Raw genomic sequence first — 16,458 nt, 5'->3', positions numbered from 1 at the left:
TTTGGACGCAGAAAGTGGCTTTTTCACCATCCTACTTCGTTGCAGCGGTAAGGTGTACACTGCACACCATACATACTTTTGAGAGGTTTGCCAGTTGCAAGTAAATTAGGCGAGCTGCCTTTGTCTCTCTGCTGTTGTTGCTGCGCTATCAAACACCGGCTGGCGAGTTTTCAAGTTAAACCGATATCCGTGGGGGAGGATGTGCAACTTGGCCCCGCAAATCGCTAAACCCTCATCCTTCAAACGTCCCTCAATATTGTCGTGGAGTTTTTCCGACTCGTCGATGACAGTTACAGCGCTTTCGCCAATGACTTCCAACTCGTCACCGTGGACTAAAATAGCTGTATTTTCGTCAATACCAAATCCCAACACAGCCGGTTGCAGCAAGAGTGCTGTAACTAAGCGTCCCAGACGGCCTCGTTGGGCGAAATGCTGGTCGATGACAACATTGGGAAGGAAACCCATTCCCGGGCCCATTGCTACCGCATCAACGCGGGGATTTGTCTCCGAGTCTCCTTCAATAATCATCATGTCTGGCATCATCGCCGCGCCGGCACTGGTGCCACCAATGATAATCCCTTCCGAGTAGCGTTTGTGCATAGCTGCGTCGAGTTTGGTGTCTTTCAAGCAGCTAATAATCCGCGCTTGATCTCCGCCGGTAAAGAATATGCCCGTGGCTTGTTCGATCGCTTCTAAATGCTCTGGATCGCTGGCATCTTCGGGTCTTTGAGTGTCAATAACTCGCACATCTTCAGCGCCAAGTCGCTCAAACACTCGGATGTAATTATCTCCTACTTCTCCCGGTAGGCTTGTTGCAGCGGTCATTACCACAATGCGGGCTTTAGTGCCTCCAGCGCAGCGCAAGAATTCCCGCAGAATTTTGCAGTCGCCCTCTTTGTCTTCCGCGCCACCAATAATTAGCAACTTCCCCTGAGTTTCCTGGCTCGCCATATTATCTCCACTTTTAATTTATTAAGTTTCACTAAAACACAAAATTCCTTTTTCCGAGAACTGCCCAAAGGTATATATAGATACAAAAAAAATATCAGACTTCTACCCCTCCAGGACGCTCACAGCTCAAGCGTTATAGTGGTTTTTTAGTCTTGCTCCGGGCTGTAACGATGGTTTTTTAAACAGTCCTGTAGGGACTAGACTAAAGAAACCGGGAATAGGAACGAAAATTCTACGTTTGAACGGAAAAACTTAACTCAGAAACCCCGGTTTTTGAGAGAGCTTTTGCGTCCGCGACTGGTAAAAAAAACCGGTTTCTGCGTCTAGGACTATCTACTTAACTCATCCTCGACGATCGCCACAAAAAACTTACCCCCCCTAACAGGAGATAGGAGGGGTCAAAAAATGAGCTTAAATTACAAGGCCGACGCGCGGGGGGTGATCGATCCGGTTTCTGACCAGATTCTTCGCTAATCCTCCTCTGATTGCTCGTAAAAATCAGATTGAGCGGCGTCAGTCCTCAATTAGTCCGATCGCCCGTTAGTGCGATCGCTCGATCAAATTGCTCAATATGGTACTCGCCCGTTCTAAAGGTAGGTGTCTGGGTTTGCCGTTCCAGACAATCTGATATTCGTTGCTGTTTTGACCGTCGCCGTAGCCAGAAATTAGCTTCCGGTGAAATGCTTCCTCAGCTAATTCATGAACTTTCTCCCTGAGAGCAGTTTGTGCGATATTCATAATTTGCTGTTTCTTAAATTTTCTTTCACAGTCATAAACAATTATAAGTGGGGAGTGTACCTCTCTAAAGTTATAGGTTTTTTCTGAACGGGGAAGGAAGCAGTCATTAGTTATAAGTGCTTAGTTACCAATGCTTAGTCATGAATGCTCAGTCTGATGTTGAAGTAAAGAAGGAATATTTTCCCACTCTCCCCCTCTCCCATCTCCCCCACTGCCCCACTGCCCCACTGCCCCACTACCCCACTACCCCACTCCCCCACTCTCGCAATAGTGGTGAAGGCAGAATGGGCCCGATTAGTTGTCTCAACTGAGCAGTGCGATATCTATGCCCGCAGGTAGTATCCCCTGCACCGACTATAAAGTTAACGTTAAAAATTAGCTAAAAGGAGGTTAGAAAATGCTGCAAGAAAAAAGCACCGAAACAGCCCGCGTCAATGCTCGAAAAACAGATGTTTTTGATGTTTTCAACTTCAAACACTATATGGGGCCAAACCCTTATTTAGACACAGCAGCTTTAGTTTTCGATTTAACGTTGACGGGCGCGAGCGAACCTTTGCCGATCGCACATTACCAGGAAATTATTGGCGATCGCTACCCGCAACTCCTGCACGAAACTTTCTCGAACCACGCCCAACTCTTCGGCCGTACCGCCTCAGAAGTAGCCAAACTCGACATGGGTTTGCACTTCCACAACTGGAACATCCAGGCGTTTTCTCAGTTTAACAGAATTAGCATAGAAGCACTTCACGCCCGCACCGCCAGAGCCGTAGTTTACGCAGTTTGGGATTGGTTTGAAGCCATCAATCAAAATCAAGACTTTCCCTTGGAAGCACAAATGGGCGCGCTGCAAAATATGTTCCGGCAGTCTGTTTACGGAGGCCCGACAGTTTATTCGTTAATGCGAGCGGCATCTCAAAAAGACATTCCCGTATTTTATTTGTGGGATGAAGGATTGATGCAATACGGTTACGGCAAAAAACTGGTGCGCGGCTCTGCAACTACTTTTGATTCTGACAGCCATTTAGACTCAGATTTTACCACGCGCAAAGACGATTGTAAAGCTTTTCTCGCTACATTAGGATTTCCTGTTCCCAAAGGCGATATCGTCTCCACAGAAAGCGGAGCTCTGGCAGTCGCTAGAGACATTGGCTATCCAGTTGCTGTCAAACCAGTAGTCGGTCATAAAGGAATTGGCGTCACAGCAGATATCCGAGATGGTGAGGAATTGCAAGCCGCTTTTAAAAGAGCAGTTAAGGCCATTCCCGAAACAGAACCGGTGCGAGTAATTGTGGAAAACAGCATCAAAGGATCGGATTTTAGGCTGTTGTGCGTTGACGGCAAATTTGTTTCGGCAACTGAACGCCGGCCCGCTTGGGTAACAGGTGATGGCGACTCAACAGTTCGCGAATTGATCCGCCGCGAAAACCGCAAACCAGAACGTTTGGATACGCCAACTTCGGCCCTGAGCAAAATTCAGTCCGACGAAGCGATGGAAATGTATCTGGCAGAACAAGGGCTGTCATTAGATAGTGTCCTAGAGCGCGATCGTACTGTGTCTCTACGCAAAGTCGCCAATCTTTCCGCAGGTGGCGTCAGCATCGACGCTACCCACAGTATTCACCCGGATAACATCGTTTTAGCACAAGATATCGCCCTACATTTTCGGTTAACTTGTTTGGGGGTTGATGTGGTAACAGAAACTCTCGCCAAATCTTGGAAAACCGGCAATTTTGGGATTCTCGAAATCAATGCCGCGCCGGGAATTTTTATGCACCTCAACCCGGCTGTCGGAGAAGGGGTTGATGTGCCGTCGCATATTGTCGAAACTTTCTTTGACTCGGGAAAATCCGCCCGAATTCCGATTATTACTTTCAACCAAATTTCGGTGCACGATCTGCAAGAAACAATCGACCACATTCTTTTGCAGCATCCCGATTGGACGATCGGTGCTGTTTGCCGCGGGGGACTTTTTGTTAACCGTTCTGAAAAAGTTTTGCATAAGAATTACAATCTTAACGTGCAAAGTTTGCTGCGGAATCCCAAGCTCGATTTGTTAATTGCTGAATATCCCGGAAATATTTTGGAAGCTGAGGGAATGTTTTATGGGGGGAGCAATATGGTGGTGCTGGACAATCCGGGAGAAACTGAGATGATGTTGATCCGAGAAAGCACCGATCACGATACTGTTGTGGTGAGGGAAGGAAATAGTATTTCTATTCGCCGCCAAGGGTTGATCGAACAGTATACTCTGGGAGATGATGAACCGTTCACACGGGTTTATTTGAAGGAAATAGGGACTGTTTTGTAAGCTGTTCCACATTTAAGTTGGCTTTGTAGGGCGGGTATTGATTACCCGCCCCACCAGATCGAGGCTTTTTCTCGTTCTCGGGTGCTTCCGGGGAAGTAACTTGGGGCTCGCCCAGATTTAAACTCGCTTCGTTACACTTAGTTACAATTGGTGGCAATCCCTCAGTGGGGGATGCACTATTCGTAAAAAGCCAATTGCTTCCCAACTTTCTCGTTACCACACCAATATTTTCGTAGAAATTGGGTTTCTCAGGGTAAGTGCTATTGCTGCGATCGTAAGTTTTTAAACAATTTAGTTTATAGGCTGTCGATCGTGCTATCAAGGAACTTCACAAGTCTTTAAACAATTGCACTCCGGTAGCACAAGGTGTGGAAATATGAATGTTGCGAGCAATTGGTTTAATTCGCTGAAGGAAAGTTTACTGTCGCACCGTCGCTACATTCCAGCAGCGCTGATTCTTTCCACCGGCACGAGTTTGTCATTGGCAGCCGCAGCCGTCGTGTGGCATTCGGAAAACCAACGAATGCAAGCTGAATTTCATCAGCAAGCCGATCGCCTGAATGTGGCATTGCAGCAAAGCATCAACAAAAATTTAGAATTTCTGTACTCACTTGAAGCATTCTACAGCGCATCTAGTGAAGTTAGCAGACAAGATTTTAAGCAATTCACTCAACCTGCACTTTCCCGAAATTCTGCTATACATTCTGTTAACTGGATTCGGCGCGTGCCGGCTGCCCAAAAAGTAGCTTACGAACAAACAATTCGAGCCGAAGGTTTTCCGGCATTTCAAATTTACGAGCGAACTCCTGACAAAAAGCAGGTCAAAGCAAAAGTGCGATCGGAATATTTTCCAATTATTTACAGAGAAGCACTAGAAGAAGATAACAAAGTGATCGGTTTTGATGTTGCCTCCAGCCCCGATCGCAAAGCAGCTTTAGAGAAATCGGTGAATACCGGGAAAATAGCCGCTTCCGGGCGGATTAGATTAGTCAGCAACAATCAACCGGGATTGCAAGTATTTCTACCAGTACCCCGCCGCACAACTTCTGCTGATAACTCGATCCACGCCCCCCAAAACCTAATGGGAGTTATTGCGGGTCTGTTTCAGATTACCAATATGGTCGCTTTCTCTTTAGAATCGCTAAATTTAGACAAGATTAATTTTTACCTCTATGACAACTCTGCTATAGAGAAAGAACGCTTTCTGGTGCGCTACGACTCACAAGCTAAGCAGTTGATAGATAACCCAAAACACGAAAAGCCAGAGTTAGCTAATTTGCAGGGAAAAATCTGTCAAAATCCTAGTGCTTGCACTCGCCTATTTAACGTAGCAGACCGCCAGTGGAGGCTGCTAGTTTTGCCTGGGAAGGGGTACAACAGTATGACGACGCATCAGGGTTCGCTGGCAATTGGCGCGATCGGGCTATTGATGACTGGCGGCTTGACGATTTACCTGTTGATGTCTCTAGAACGTACTGCAAAAGTAGAACAGCAAGTGTACGATCGGACAATTCAACTAAAACAGCGCACCGCTGAACTAGAAACGGTACTAAAAAATTTGCAGGAAGCTCAATTTCAACTAATCCAAACTGAAAAAATGTCCAGCTTGGGGCAGTTGGTGGCTGGAGTTGCCCACGAAATTAATAATCCTGTCAACTTCATCTCTGGCAACCTGATCCATACAGGCGCATATACCCGAAACTTGCTGGAACTTGTGGAAATATATCAGCAGCAATATCCCAACCCAACGCCCGAAGTGCAAGCGAAACTACAAGAGATTGATTGGGAGTTTATCAGTGAAGACTTGCCTAAAATCCTACAATCTATGAATATGGGAGCTGAACGGATCAGCCAGATCGTGCTTTCTCTGCGGAACTTTTCGCGCTTGGATGAAGCTGAAATGAAGTCGGTTGACATTCACCAAGGCATTGACAGCACCTTGATGATTTTGGATAGTCGGCTGAAACCCCAACCTGGTTTTCCGGGCATTCAAGTCATCAAAGAATACGGAAATTTGCCCTTAGTGGAGTGCTGGGCTGGACAATTGAATCAGGTATTTATGAATGTTTTGAGCAATGCCATTGATGTTTTACATGAAGAAAAGAGTCACATTTTACCCAATGGTAAAAATCCCTATGATGCGGCTTTTTTACCTAGGATTCGGATTCGTACTGAACTTTTAAGTTCCAATTGTGTATGCGTGCGAATTGCTGACAATGGAGCGGGTATGACGGAGAATGTAAAAAAACGTTTGTTCGATCCGTTTTTTACTACCAAGCCTGTAGGCAAAGGTACTGGCTTGGGATTGTCGATCGGCTATCAAATAGTGGAAAAACATAAAGGTTCGTTCAGGTGCGTATCGGCTCCGGGAGAGGGAAGTGAATTCTGGATTGAGGTGCCGGTGCGGCAACAGTCTAAGCAATCTGTTTCTAAGGTTTCACCTGCGGTAGGTGCCAGTTGGAATTAGCGGGAGAAATCTCGTTTCTAGCTGAGTCTGACTGGGAGCATCTCAATGAAAGCAGCCCAGCCCAAAATTGGAGTTTGGAGGCAGGAGGCAGGAGCCAGGAGGAAAGAGTCAGAAGAAAGGAGGAAGAAGGAAGGAGCCAGAAAAAGTGTTTTTACAAATATGAGATGCTCCATAATTCCTGTTTAGAAAATGTGAACTATCCGAACTCTACTTGGGAAAGGTGCGGATTCCGTACTCTACTTTCAACAGTTAACTGTTAACTGTTAACTGTTATAGTTATTGGCAAGCGCGTGCTAATTTCCAGTGGAATATGGCTGAGAACAAATATATGGGGTTTTACCCGTCGTGACAATTTATAATTGTAGCAAGGCCAGATTACCAATTATTAACTACGATGTCTTTACAATCTATTAGCATTCCGCCCACAACCGATCGCCAACCTCTCGCTTTGATGGTCGCTTTGCATGGATGGGGTGCTAATGCTCGGGATTTGACTTCCTTAGCACCCGTTTTCAATTTGCCGGATTATCAGTTTGTGTTTCCCGATGCCCCCTTCCCCCATCCCCAGGTAACGAGCGGCAAAGCGTGGTATAACCTTCAAAGCAAAGACGCTCAGGGATTGGTAGAAAGCCGGCAATTGCTGAGGGAATTTTTGCTGTCTTTGGAAAGCAGCACGGGCGTGCCTTTATCTCGCACGATTTTAGGTGGCTTTTCTCAAGGCGGAGCGATGACTCTAGATGTGGGGTTGACTTTGCCCGTAGCCGGTTTAATTTGTCTGAGCGGTTATTTACACCCGATTTCGCCAGTTGCTGGGAGTGCTTTGCCACCTGTTTTAATCGTGCACGGTACTCAAGATACTATTGTGCCGGTTAGTGCTGCTGTGCGATCGCGCGAGAGTTTGACGGCTTGGGGAGCTGCGGTGCAGTATCAAGAATTTAACATGGGACACGAGATTCTGCCGGAAGTTATAGATGTAATGCGAAGTTTTGTTGTACAAACTGTGTCGAAATCTGATTAAAGGTTTAGTATATAGTATGGCGGAAGTCTCGGGCAGGGGAAAAAAATGAAAACTTTAACCAAAGCATCGCGCGATATTGCTGTACTTACTTCTCAGGACGTGGCAGAATTGGCTGTCCGTTTGGAAGTTGACGATTATACAGATCCTTTTGAGGGATTGAATGATTGGCATTTGTTGCGATCGCTTGCCTTTCAGCGGCCGGAGCTGGTTGAACCTTATCTCCACCTTCTGGATATGGAAGCCTACGACGAAGCATAGACTTAAAAATCTAGGTCAAAAAATTCGACGGAATTGAGGAAGAAGTTAGCAGCATATTTTGTTGCGGATTAAACAGATGAATTAGAGATTTGAGTCTGTTTTTATCTTAATTTCTTTCTTGATTCTTTTTTATGGCTGAAGGAAGAAGGAAGAAGGAAGAAGGAAGAAGGAAGAAAGAATGAGGAAGAAGGAAGAAGGAAGAAAGAATGAGGAGATGCGATCGGGCAATTCTTCGCACTGGTTTCAGGAATTCATCAAGTACTCATAACCTCGAAGGTTGCTGTATTACCAAAAATCATGAAAGGCAGACGAATTTTAATCGGCGTTAGCGGCGGGATTGCGACTTATAAAGTTTGCGAAGTAGTTTCAACTTTAGCGAAAGCTGGAGCTGAAGTTAAAGCTATTCTTACTGATGCGGCCGGGGAGTTTGTCACGCCTTTGACTTTTGCTACTCTGTGCCGCCATCCTGCTTTTACTGACAAAGATTTTTGGCAAGCAAGTCACGGGCGTCCCCTGCATATTCAACTGGGAGAATGGGCGGAAGTTTTTGTGATTGCTCCTTTGACAGCTAATACTTTGGCTAAGTTGGCGGGGGGTTTTGCTGATAATTTGCTGACTAATACTGTCTTAGCTTCTAATTGCCCAATTTTGCTGGCGCCGGCGATGAATACGGATATGTGGGAACAGCCGGCGGTGCAGCGGAATTGGCGGGAAGTGTTGACTTATGGGCGCTATCATGCTGCGAATCCGGGGGCGGGAATGCTGGCGTGCGATCGCGCGGGTGTCGGCCGCATGGCAGAACCTGGTGAGATTTTGCCTCATATTGAATCGCTGTTGTATGCGAAGGGCGATCGAGATTTAGCGGGCCTTCGGGTGTTGATCAGTGCGGGAGGAACGCGGGAACACCTCGATCCGGTGCGGTTTATCGGCAATCCTTCCAGTGGCAAAATGGGTATAGCTTTGGCGCAAGCTGCACAGCACCGCGGCGCGACTGTGACGCTGGTACACAGTATAACTGGCGAATTGCCGCTCTCAGGTGTGCGGGCGATCGCAGTTACCAGTGCACAAGAAATGCGGCAGGCGATGCTGCAATGCTTTCACGATGCCGATTTGACGGTGATGGCTGCGGCAGTAGCGGATGTGAAGCCGGCTGAGTACAGTAGTGAGAAACTGCCGAAGCGATCGCTCCCGAATTGTTTACCGTTGGCACCGGTAGCGGATATTGTGGCAGAGTTGGGAATTTTGAAACAGCCCCACCAAAAATTAATCGGGTTTGCAGCACAAACGGGGGATATTGTCAAGCCGGCTTTGGAGAAATTGCGGGCGAAGAAACTGGATGTAATTGCCGCAAACCCGATCGATCAAATAGGTGCAGGTTTCGGCAGCAATACCAATCAAGCAATATTAATTAATGCCGCCGGCAAGCAAGTAGAAATAGCACCTTGCAGCAAGCTAGAAATGGCTCACCGATTGTTAGATTTTGTGAGGGAAGGGTGAGGGCGCGATTTACTCATTAACTGGGATTAATTACTACTGGTTCGGGCGATAATTCTGATTCCCCAATCTCCGCTTCTGAGTCAGCCGACAACTCAGTATCTGCGACAGTAATTTCTAGTTTAAATCCTAATGCTTCGAGCAATTCTACCAAACTATAGATTTCCGAACCTGCACTTTCAGTCAGCAGCTTGTCGAGTTTTTCGTGATGCTGTTTGGCTGACTCCGAAAGAGCATTCATCCTGATTTTAGCGTCAATCACCTTTCGGATGGCATTTCTCAAAAGTGCGGGTTCAGGGTCTTTTTCTTCCAAGATAGCGCCCATAAAACCAGCAGCTTTTTCCGGCTCGTGGAGAGATTCAATTAGGTACTCGCGGTAGCTATCACTTGTCGGTGCTTTCACGTTTTTCATAATCTGTCCAGTATTCTATAGCTTGTCGAATGTTCTGTTCTTGGGTGCTTTTATCCCCAGCAATGGGGATGACCACAATTATCAAGGATTTGATTTTAACTCTAACATTCCGATCGCGGAGGGCATCAACCCACTCGGTGAATGGTGCCGTACCCTCTGCTGTAGTGTAACGTCGAATTTCCCGGGGTTGTACATTGATTAACAATTTCTCTCGTAAGGGCGATCGACAGTGCATTAAGTGGGGAAATCATACTTAAGACAGAGGTATTCGATAGACAAAATAGTAAACCTTGTTTGAGGAAACAAAGTTTAAATCAAACAGGGCATTGTGAATGAATTTTAAATCGATCGCAAAAACCAATCTACTCTTCGGCAGCCTGATAATTAGCCTCGGATTGCAAGCACTTCCAGCCACAGCGCAAGCAGTCACCGACGCCCAAGTTTCCGCCCTCGTAGAAGCGCTGCGACAAGCCGCGCCGCCACAAGCCGCAAATGACGGAATGTACAGTCAGTGGCAAGTTTTACCGGGCAATATTTCCCGCTGGGCAAAATTCTGTACCAAACAAGATTTAACACCCCAACAATTTGAGGCCGACGCGACAAAAGCCAAATCAATTGTTACCTGTATCGTGGGCGATTTGCTGCGCGACGAGTACAAAGCTAGCAGCAACAATGAATTAACCGCTGTACGCCGCGCCGCTTGCTGGTGGATGACAGGGGACTCCGCAGCTTGCAAAAGTGGCGCAACTGCTACTTATGCCGATAAAGTTATCAGCGTTTACCAGCAGCAGCAACCTAAAAAGTAAAGTTTTTGCTGACGGAATTTAGATTTTTTTGACCGCAGATGGACGCAGATGGTTTTGTGCTGATGGACAGATAAGAGCGATTTGATATCAAATTCAATTATCCTATAAACGCCAAAGATTCTTGAGAACATTAATCAGCTCTTTCTGTCGTCGAGCGATTACTTCTGGCGTCCATTCCTGTTCCCGCAGCACTTGGGTAGTAAGTGCAAAGGGTGAAACACCTGTCTTAGTGGTGAAATACTTCTGTTTTTTCACATCAAAATCATAATTTTGTGCCAGAGTGTTTTTCGCAGAAGATAGCAAAACTAAGTTGCCAAGACGATGCACATATTGATCGCGCTCTTGCTGACTAGGAAACGACTTCATCCACTCACTATTAGCGTCGGGATTTTGGGGAAGTACGTGCTCGACAGTAATGTTGGAGAAGTTGTAAGATGCTTCACCTTCTGACAGAGCAGCATCTAAGCGCAGCAAAACATAACGACGAATTTTTTGAATTAGGTAAAGGTCACTATCGAGGACTCTGAGGATATTTTTTGACTCTTCAGGAGTAAACTGGAGCGGTGAATTGGAATTGAATAAATCTTCCTCTTGCTCAATAGCAGTAAGCAATCTGCTGTAACGTTCAATGCGCTCATTGATATTGGCGCGGACAATCATTAAACCTGCCGCAAGGCGGTCTAAATCCGTAAAAAAACGCACCAAATTATCCGGGTTATTACGGTGGCGCGACAGGTAGAGAATCGCAGGCGGTATCCAGTCAAAATTATCAATTTTGTTTAACCATTTAAATAGTTGATTAATTTCCTCGGGCCGCCGCTCGCTTTCATACCTTAAGTTTTGAATTTCGGAAAAAGCCTTAGCATAAGGATATAAAATTTCATCAATGAATTGCTGAGACCCTGCGGCAGGATTGATGTTTTCCTGAAACTCTTTAAGGATACTCTTGCTAAGTTTTTTCTTTTCCTTAATCATCCGAATATGAGAAAACAAGTCTTTGAATAACTCGCGTCCCAGATCCTCCTCGGTATCTTCCCACTTTTTAGTATATTTTTCTTTTTGCCCTTCTGGTATTTTTCCAATAATGTCAGCTTTCAAGATATCAGTTAGGGAGAGATCCAATCCCCTGTTGTTCAACACAGAAAATATCCGATATGCAGAGTCAAAGTCAGGCGTAGAAACCACTACCAAGAAGCACTGGGTAATGAGGAACTGGGCAAGACGTATACGGTGGGATTCCGCGATCGTCTGCAAACGTTGCAAGAATAAATGTGCATTTTCTTTAATAAGCTTCTGAGTATCCATCAGCTCAACATTGTTCAATTCTTTGAGCTTGTTAATACCACCTTCATTTTGAATATATTCCTTAAAAAACTCGGCATCTCGCTCGCGCAAAGTCAGACGGTAACGATTATTTATACCCGCGATTAAGCTGCCTTTTTGGTATAGATAAGTGGTCAAGTCATTGGCGTGTTCTGTTGGCAATGATGCCCTGAGAGCAGCTAGTAGTATGGTGAGAGTTGTTAGACGTTGCTGACCATCTACAATTTCAGCATCTGGCGGCCCAGATTTGATCAAAACAATGCTGCCTAGAAAGTACGGGTTGAGTTGATCAATCGTGTCATTGCCATCTCCCAATGATGTTAGCAAGTCTTCCAGCAGTTCTCCAGCTTGCTCATTTGTCCAAGCATAGGGACGTTGGTAGAGGGGAATGGTGAACATAAAGTCATCGCTAAAGATTTTTCTAATGGGGTGTTCCTCACCCTTGATGCTGACACGGTTCATGCTGGGTTCCTGTCTTAGGTGTGGTTGTTAATTGCTTCCCGAAAGTCAATTTTCCTTGTTACTAGAATACCATGCTCAAGCTTGGAAAGGCTAACCCTCAACTTAGCCTGTGCAGGCTGGTTTCATTCGTCCCGCCACAGGTTTCAATCTGCGAGTGAATATATCATCCATTTTCCGCCTGACTTCTCATCAACTTTTGCACGCTCCCCAAAGCTCGATTTAATTCATAATTTTTTGTTTCTGAATTCTGCAAAAAAGCCTGCTGTTCTTCCTCAATCATTAACACATCCTGCCGCACCAAACCATCTAATAACTTTTGAGCCGCACCGAAACAACTATCTTTGATAAACCTGCGAAACCAAACAGGCAATTTGTGCAGCCGCCAAAACGCATTTAATGAGGTAAAATGAATTAAATAAGCGCGAGTTGCCGTCTCGCTAACCGGACAAACCAAGCAGTAAATCTTAAAGTCGCTCCCCAAAGTGGAAACCCAATGCGGGTAAACATAACTCACGTCCAGCGGTTCCGGGTGCAGTCGGCGCAAAAACTTAAAAAATAACTGAGAAATTGACCAAATTTTATCTATTTTGTAATAACTTTGTGCCTGATAGCGCGCTGTTACTTGATGCTCGTTTTCTTCTATAGTATCTAACACCGGATTTGCCCAAGCTTGCCAGTCATCGTGCAAGTGTCCGTGGTACATATCCATCAAGTTTTCAATTAAAAATGAATAGTGTGCCTGACAGTCGATGACTGAAACTGTGGCAATATAATTGAGATGTTCCCACTCTGGCAAATCCAATAAATCTATTTTTTCTGCTCGCATTTCTTCGCCGGGAAACAGCCAGATAAAACCGTTTTTTTCCTGGACTGGGTAGGAGCGAATTTTGCACTTAGGTAGCTTTTGATTTTCTGCTAAATAATCGACTTCGGCGCATTCTCCGCTTGCATTTAACCGCCATCCGTGGTAAGCACATTCGATTAAATCGCCTTTAACTTGGCCGTGGCTGAGTTTAACTTGCCGGTGCGGACATCTATCTTCTAAAGCGTTGATTTTGCCTGAACTGTCGCGGAAAAGTACGATCGCCCGATTCCAGATTTTCGCAGCTAGCGGCTGAGTTTGCACCTCGGTGCTGCGGGCGATGGCATACCAGCGATCCAGATTAATGCCCAACTCGCGGATGTGAGTTTTTTCTCCCCTTGCAGATACCGATTTTATCGCGTTGTTTTGCATTATAAATGTTCCCAAATTACGCCCATAAAACAACCCAATTTTACAAAATAACAGCCCGGAAAGCAACGACCGTAAATTTTTCTAAATCTCCGTTCTGACAAATACCTATCGTTAGCTAAATGCTTCAACCACCCCGGCGACAATCTAAATTTTAATAATCTTAAAGCATTGCGAAATCCGTAGGTGGAACAGTCGGGCTTAAAATCTCTCGCTGCCCCTAATATGTAGCCTATTCTAGGAGGTGTCTCGACTTCCGATATATTATCTAAAAAGACGATTTTTCCGTGCGGATTTAACAATTTTTTACTTGCCTCAAGGGCGGCTGGGAGGTTGGGCAGGTGGTGAAAAGTAGCAGCACTAACTATTAAATCAAATTTGCGGTCGATCGCTAATTGACTGGCATCCATTTGGATGTATTCGATATTGGGGGATGAGCGTTTTTGACGGGCGATGTCCAGCATTTTTGCTGATAAATCGACGGCCACTACATTATCGTAATACTGGGCTAATTCAAAAGCAAGAATTCCCGAACCGCAGCCAATATCTAATGCTGCACCTTTGCTGACCGATAGGTTGTTAGTAAAGAAATCGTTCTGGTTTTGCAAGGTGGCGGCGAAATCATATTCTGTTGCAAAAGCATCAAACATTACAGATTTATTGCGAATTTTGCAGTTACTCTTCAGCATCTATTATTGCTTTATACTCATTCAATAATATTTTAACCGCAGATCCACCCCCCTCAACGCAGATATTTTTTTTGTTCGCAAGCTCTGCCTTTTCCCCTCAGCGAAACCACACCCACAAACCGTAACTCATCTTAAAAAAAGAATGCAACTTTAGGAAACCTCCAAATCCTTATTTAATCAGTGATTCCCATTTCTTCAAATCTAAAATCTAAAATGGTATGACAGGGGGCGGGTTTTACCGAGAATAGCAGCCGATAATTGACAATTTATAAAACCCGCCCCGCTACAAACCTTAGATTTTTAACACGCCTTCGGGATTCACCGTCAAGAGCGATCGCCTCTGCAAACCCTCCTGATATAAAATAGCATTAGCTGCCAACAAACCGCTGCTAACCGCCCTTTCCATTAAACCGCAAGGAAACGGCATTTTTACCCAATCTCCCGCAAACAAAAGATTAGGTACAGCGCAGCAAGTCTCCGGGCGTTCCGCATAACTACCGGGGGGATATCCAGAGAAATTCTTTTGATTTACTAATTCCCGGTGCAGCATATTTGCCTCTTTTAATTCCGGTACAATTTCGTACAATTCTTGCTCAAAAGTCGCCAGTAAAACTTCCTGGTTCGGAAATTCCTTTTCCTTGTAACAATAAGCGTGCAGTTCCACTACACTACCGCCAGTTTTCTGATTCCACTCGATGAACTGATCCTGAATTCGGTGGTAAAGCGTAATGCTGTCAGTCAGTTTGTAGCCGGAAAGCGAACTGAAATTGCTGTGCTCCCATGGAAATTCGCGATCGAACCAAAAGCGGCCCACCGCAAACGGATCGGCTATATTCAAACTCTCGATCCGACTCTGCACCTGCGGATTCACCTCACCGCTGGCTAAACTAAACAAATGCTGCATCCCCGGAACATCTGCCGCCAAAACATAGTAATCAGCCTTCAATGTTTCTCCCAATTTTTGCGGCTGCGATTGGTTAACCGCTGCTGCTAACTGTATTTCATCTGCTTTTTCATCGACTACCTTAAATCGAGGCAAATCCCGCTGAGCAGGCCCGCTCACCACTCGCCCTTCGGCATCAAAAACTGCCCCGTGGCAAGGACAGTGAAATTGACCGTCGTTCTGTTTCTGAACCGTGCAGCCTTGGTGAGTGCAGGTCAGAGAAATTGCCTCTTTTCCCGACGGTGCGGCGGCAAATACGCTGTCCCCAGCGCCGAAATATTCGGTAGAGTTGCTATCAGTTAACAGCGCGTTTCGCTTAACCCAAAAAGGTATTTTACTTTGCACGTCTCCCGACTGGTAACTCAGAGAATCAATCTTGCCGTTTTCCCAGCGAATCTCACTGACTGCGACATCTGTCAATACTTTGCCGCCTTTGCTTTCAATGGCTCTGGCAATAGGCTGCACCAAACTCGTCCCCATATCTTGCCGCGTGCCGTTGAAGGCCAAACCCTCTGGATTTCCGAAAAAGTAAAAGTGGAAAAATTGCATTAATTCTCCCGCGCTCAATTCGTCTGGAGCGTTGAGGCTGGATTTGGCAAAAGGCAGAAAATACAAGTCATAAAGTCCGCGCGGAAATTCACCTTTTACCCAGTCGGCAACTGATATATTGTCTAGGCGCTCGAAAGTTTTTTTAGTTTGAAAACCGCCGATTTCCCGAAATACTTGCCAGTGAGCGGGTTTTGTAAGATTGATTCCCCACTTGAGCCGATTGGGAGAAGATATCCCCAAATCAACTATATTCCAGGGAAAAGCTGAATGGTTGGGACGGAAAACTTCGGGTTTGTATTTGCCGTCTCGAAACAAAACAGCGTAGGATTCTAAAGATACAAAGTTATCGGTAATTTCTAGTTCTTCAACCACACTTTTGAGGTTGTAGTATTGCGGGAAAAAACCGTGGAAACCGTGTTCCATCATAAAATTTTCGTTCCCAACTTTAATCGGCCAACTAGCAATTTTGCCACCGAGTTGGGGCGATTTGTCGAGCAATGTTACGGCGAAACCCCGCTGACTGAGCTCGTAAGCACAGGCGAGCCCGGCCAAGCCTGCCCCCACAACTGCAACGGTTTTGCGGTTATTCAGCATTCGCGGCAAGTCAAGAGAATCTTGCACAAAAACGGTGGGCTCTGGCTTGGAAAATCGAGAGTAGCCCAGCAGCCCGCCGGCGGCACCGACTCCGAGGAATTTGAGGGCGGTTCTTCGAGAAACTGGTTGGGATAGCGGTGAATTGGTTGATTGACTCATCAGCGGTACGCGGTAACGGGCTTTAAACACAAATACGCCATAAGGCATATATCATA

Annotated in this window: 14 protein-coding genes; 6 read left to right on the top strand and 8 right to left on the bottom strand. The window is 45.7% G+C overall.

The genetic code is table 11. The annotated features are described in order from the left end of the window. Window positions 1-105: 105 nt before the first annotated feature. Both QUB14_RS11845 and QUB14_RS11840 read right to left on the bottom strand, forming a co-directional pair. Window positions 106-951 (bottom strand): cyanophycinase, encoded by an 846-nt coding sequence (locus QUB14_RS11845; RefSeq protein WP_333217178.1) that lies wholly within the window; start codon window positions 949-951, stop codon window positions 106-108. 540 nt (window positions 952-1,491) lie between these two features. Then, entirely contained in the window at window positions 1,492-1,689 is a 198-nt protein-coding gene (locus tag QUB14_RS11840) for a hypothetical protein (RefSeq protein WP_190662806.1), read from the bottom strand. A 397-nt stretch (window positions 1,690-2,086) separates the two neighbouring features. Between QUB14_RS11840 and QUB14_RS11835 the strand changes: the two genes are divergently transcribed. From QUB14_RS11835 to coaBC, 5 genes are all read left to right on the top strand, one after another. After that, window positions 2,087-3,997: an ATP-binding protein gene (locus QUB14_RS11835; protein ID WP_333217177.1), complete on the top strand. Its 1,911-nt coding sequence runs from the start codon at window positions 2,087-2,089 to the stop codon at window positions 3,995-3,997. A 376-nt stretch (window positions 3,998-4,373) separates the two neighbouring features. Further along, window positions 4,374-6,464 (top strand): CHASE domain-containing protein, encoded by a 2,091-nt coding sequence (locus tag QUB14_RS11830; protein WP_333217176.1) that lies wholly within the window; start codon window positions 4,374-4,376, stop codon window positions 6,462-6,464. Between the two features lie 394 nt (window positions 6,465-6,858). Continuing rightward, the gene (locus tag QUB14_RS11825) at window positions 6,859-7,482 is read left to right on the top strand and encodes an alpha/beta hydrolase (protein WP_333217175.1); all 624 of its coding nucleotides are present in this window, start codon (window positions 6,859-6,861) and stop codon (window positions 7,480-7,482) included. Between the two features lie 45 nt (window positions 7,483-7,527). Next, a complete protein-coding gene (gene isiD / locus QUB14_RS11820; RefSeq protein WP_006632739.1) occupies window positions 7,528-7,740 on the top strand; it encodes a protein IsiD in 213 nt (70 codons plus the stop codon). Window positions 7,741-8,037: 297 nt separating this feature from the next. Continuing rightward, complete coding sequence (coaBC, locus tag QUB14_RS11815; protein ID WP_333217174.1) at window positions 8,038-9,237, top strand: bifunctional phosphopantothenoylcysteine decarboxylase/phosphopantothenate--cysteine ligase CoaBC; 1,200 nt, start codon at window positions 8,038-8,040, stop codon at window positions 9,235-9,237. A 16-nt stretch (window positions 9,238-9,253) separates the two neighbouring features. Here coaBC and QUB14_RS11810 read toward each other — a convergent pair whose 3' ends face one another. Further along, the gene (locus tag QUB14_RS11810) at window positions 9,254-9,646 is read right to left on the bottom strand and encodes a transcriptional regulator (RefSeq protein ID WP_333217173.1); all 393 of its coding nucleotides are present in this window, start codon (window positions 9,644-9,646) and stop codon (window positions 9,254-9,256) included. Further along, on the bottom strand, window positions 9,618-9,851 hold the full coding sequence (locus QUB14_RS11805; protein ID WP_333217172.1) for a hypothetical protein: 234 nt from the start codon (window positions 9,849-9,851) through the stop codon (window positions 9,618-9,620). The genes QUB14_RS11810 and QUB14_RS11805 overlap by 29 nt, the downstream gene beginning before the upstream one ends. A gap of 127 nt (window positions 9,852-9,978) precedes the next feature. Here QUB14_RS11805 and QUB14_RS11800 point away from each other — a divergent pair, with 127 nt between their 5' ends. Then, window positions 9,979-10,452, top strand: coding sequence for a hypothetical protein (locus QUB14_RS11800; RefSeq protein ID WP_333217170.1), 474 nt, complete (start codon window positions 9,979-9,981; stop codon window positions 10,450-10,452). 102 nt (window positions 10,453-10,554) lie between these two features. Here QUB14_RS11800 and QUB14_RS11795 read toward each other — a convergent pair whose 3' ends face one another. The 4 genes from QUB14_RS11795 to QUB14_RS11780 form a co-directional block, all read right to left on the bottom strand. Then, entirely contained in the window at window positions 10,555-12,237 is a 1,683-nt protein-coding gene (locus QUB14_RS11795) for a DUF262 domain-containing HNH endonuclease family protein (RefSeq protein ID WP_333217169.1), read from the bottom strand. Between the two features lie 163 nt (window positions 12,238-12,400). Next, window positions 12,401-13,471, bottom strand: coding sequence for an aromatic ring-hydroxylating dioxygenase subunit alpha (locus QUB14_RS11790; RefSeq protein ID WP_333217167.1), 1,071 nt, complete (start codon window positions 13,469-13,471; stop codon window positions 12,401-12,403). Then, window positions 13,471-14,157 carry a methyltransferase domain-containing protein gene (locus QUB14_RS11785; protein ID WP_333217164.1) on the bottom strand — a complete coding sequence of 229 codons (687 nt, stop codon included), beginning with the start codon at window positions 14,155-14,157 and terminating at the stop codon, window positions 13,471-13,473. Before QUB14_RS11785 ends, QUB14_RS11790 begins: the two co-directional genes overlap by 1 nt. Before the next feature lie 292 nt (window positions 14,158-14,449). After that, the gene (locus QUB14_RS11780; RefSeq protein ID WP_445251835.1) at window positions 14,450-16,450 is read right to left on the bottom strand and encodes an FAD-dependent oxidoreductase; all 2,001 of its coding nucleotides are present in this window, start codon (window positions 16,448-16,450) and stop codon (window positions 14,450-14,452) included. Window positions 16,451-16,458 lie beyond the last annotated feature (8 nt).

The sequence above is a fragment of the Microcoleus sp. B3-D2 genome (genome assembly GCF_036705345.1).
In the GTDB taxonomy this organism is placed as follows: domain Bacteria; phylum Cyanobacteriota; class Cyanobacteriia; order Cyanobacteriales; family Microcoleaceae; genus Microcoleus.
This window is presented reverse-complemented; position numbering and strand designations above follow the sequence as displayed.

Excerpts from the sequence above, each read along its gene's own strand:
- QUB14_RS11845 (WP_333217178.1), bottom strand. The coding sequence starts at position 951 with ATGGCGAGCCAGGAAACTCAGGGGAAGTTGCTAATTATTGGTGGCGCG.
- QUB14_RS11790 (WP_333217167.1), bottom strand. The coding sequence starts at position 13,471 with ATGCAAAACAACGCGATAAAATCGGTATCTGCAAGGGGAGAAAAAACT.
- QUB14_RS11780 (WP_445251835.1), bottom strand. The coding sequence starts at position 16,450 with ATGCCTTATGGCGTATTTGTGTTTAAAGCCCGTTACCGCGTACCGCTG.
- QUB14_RS11825 (WP_333217175.1), top strand. The coding sequence starts at position 6,859 with ATGTCTTTACAATCTATTAGCATTCCGCCCACAACCGATCGCCAACCT.
- QUB14_RS11840 (WP_190662806.1), bottom strand. The coding sequence starts at position 1,689 with ATGAATATCGCACAAACTGCTCTCAGGGAGAAAGTTCATGAATTAGCT.
- QUB14_RS11830 (WP_333217176.1), top strand. The coding sequence starts at position 4,374 with ATGAATGTTGCGAGCAATTGGTTTAATTCGCTGAAGGAAAGTTTACTG.
- QUB14_RS11810 (WP_333217173.1), bottom strand. The coding sequence starts at position 9,646 with ATGAAAAACGTGAAAGCACCGACAAGTGATAGCTACCGCGAGTACCTA.
- QUB14_RS11835 (WP_333217177.1), top strand. The coding sequence starts at position 2,087 with ATGCTGCAAGAAAAAAGCACCGAAACAGCCCGCGTCAATGCTCGAAAA.
- QUB14_RS11800 (WP_333217170.1), top strand. The coding sequence starts at position 9,979 with ATGAATTTTAAATCGATCGCAAAAACCAATCTACTCTTCGGCAGCCTG.
- QUB14_RS11785 (WP_333217164.1), bottom strand. The coding sequence starts at position 14,157 with ATGCTGAAGAGTAACTGCAAAATTCGCAATAAATCTGTAATGTTTGAT.
- QUB14_RS11795 (WP_333217169.1), bottom strand. The coding sequence starts at position 12,237 with ATGAACCGTGTCAGCATCAAGGGTGAGGAACACCCCATTAGAAAAATC.
- coaBC (WP_333217174.1), top strand. The coding sequence starts at position 8,038 with ATGAAAGGCAGACGAATTTTAATCGGCGTTAGCGGCGGGATTGCGACT.
- isiD (WP_006632739.1), top strand. The coding sequence starts at position 7,528 with ATGAAAACTTTAACCAAAGCATCGCGCGATATTGCTGTACTTACTTCT.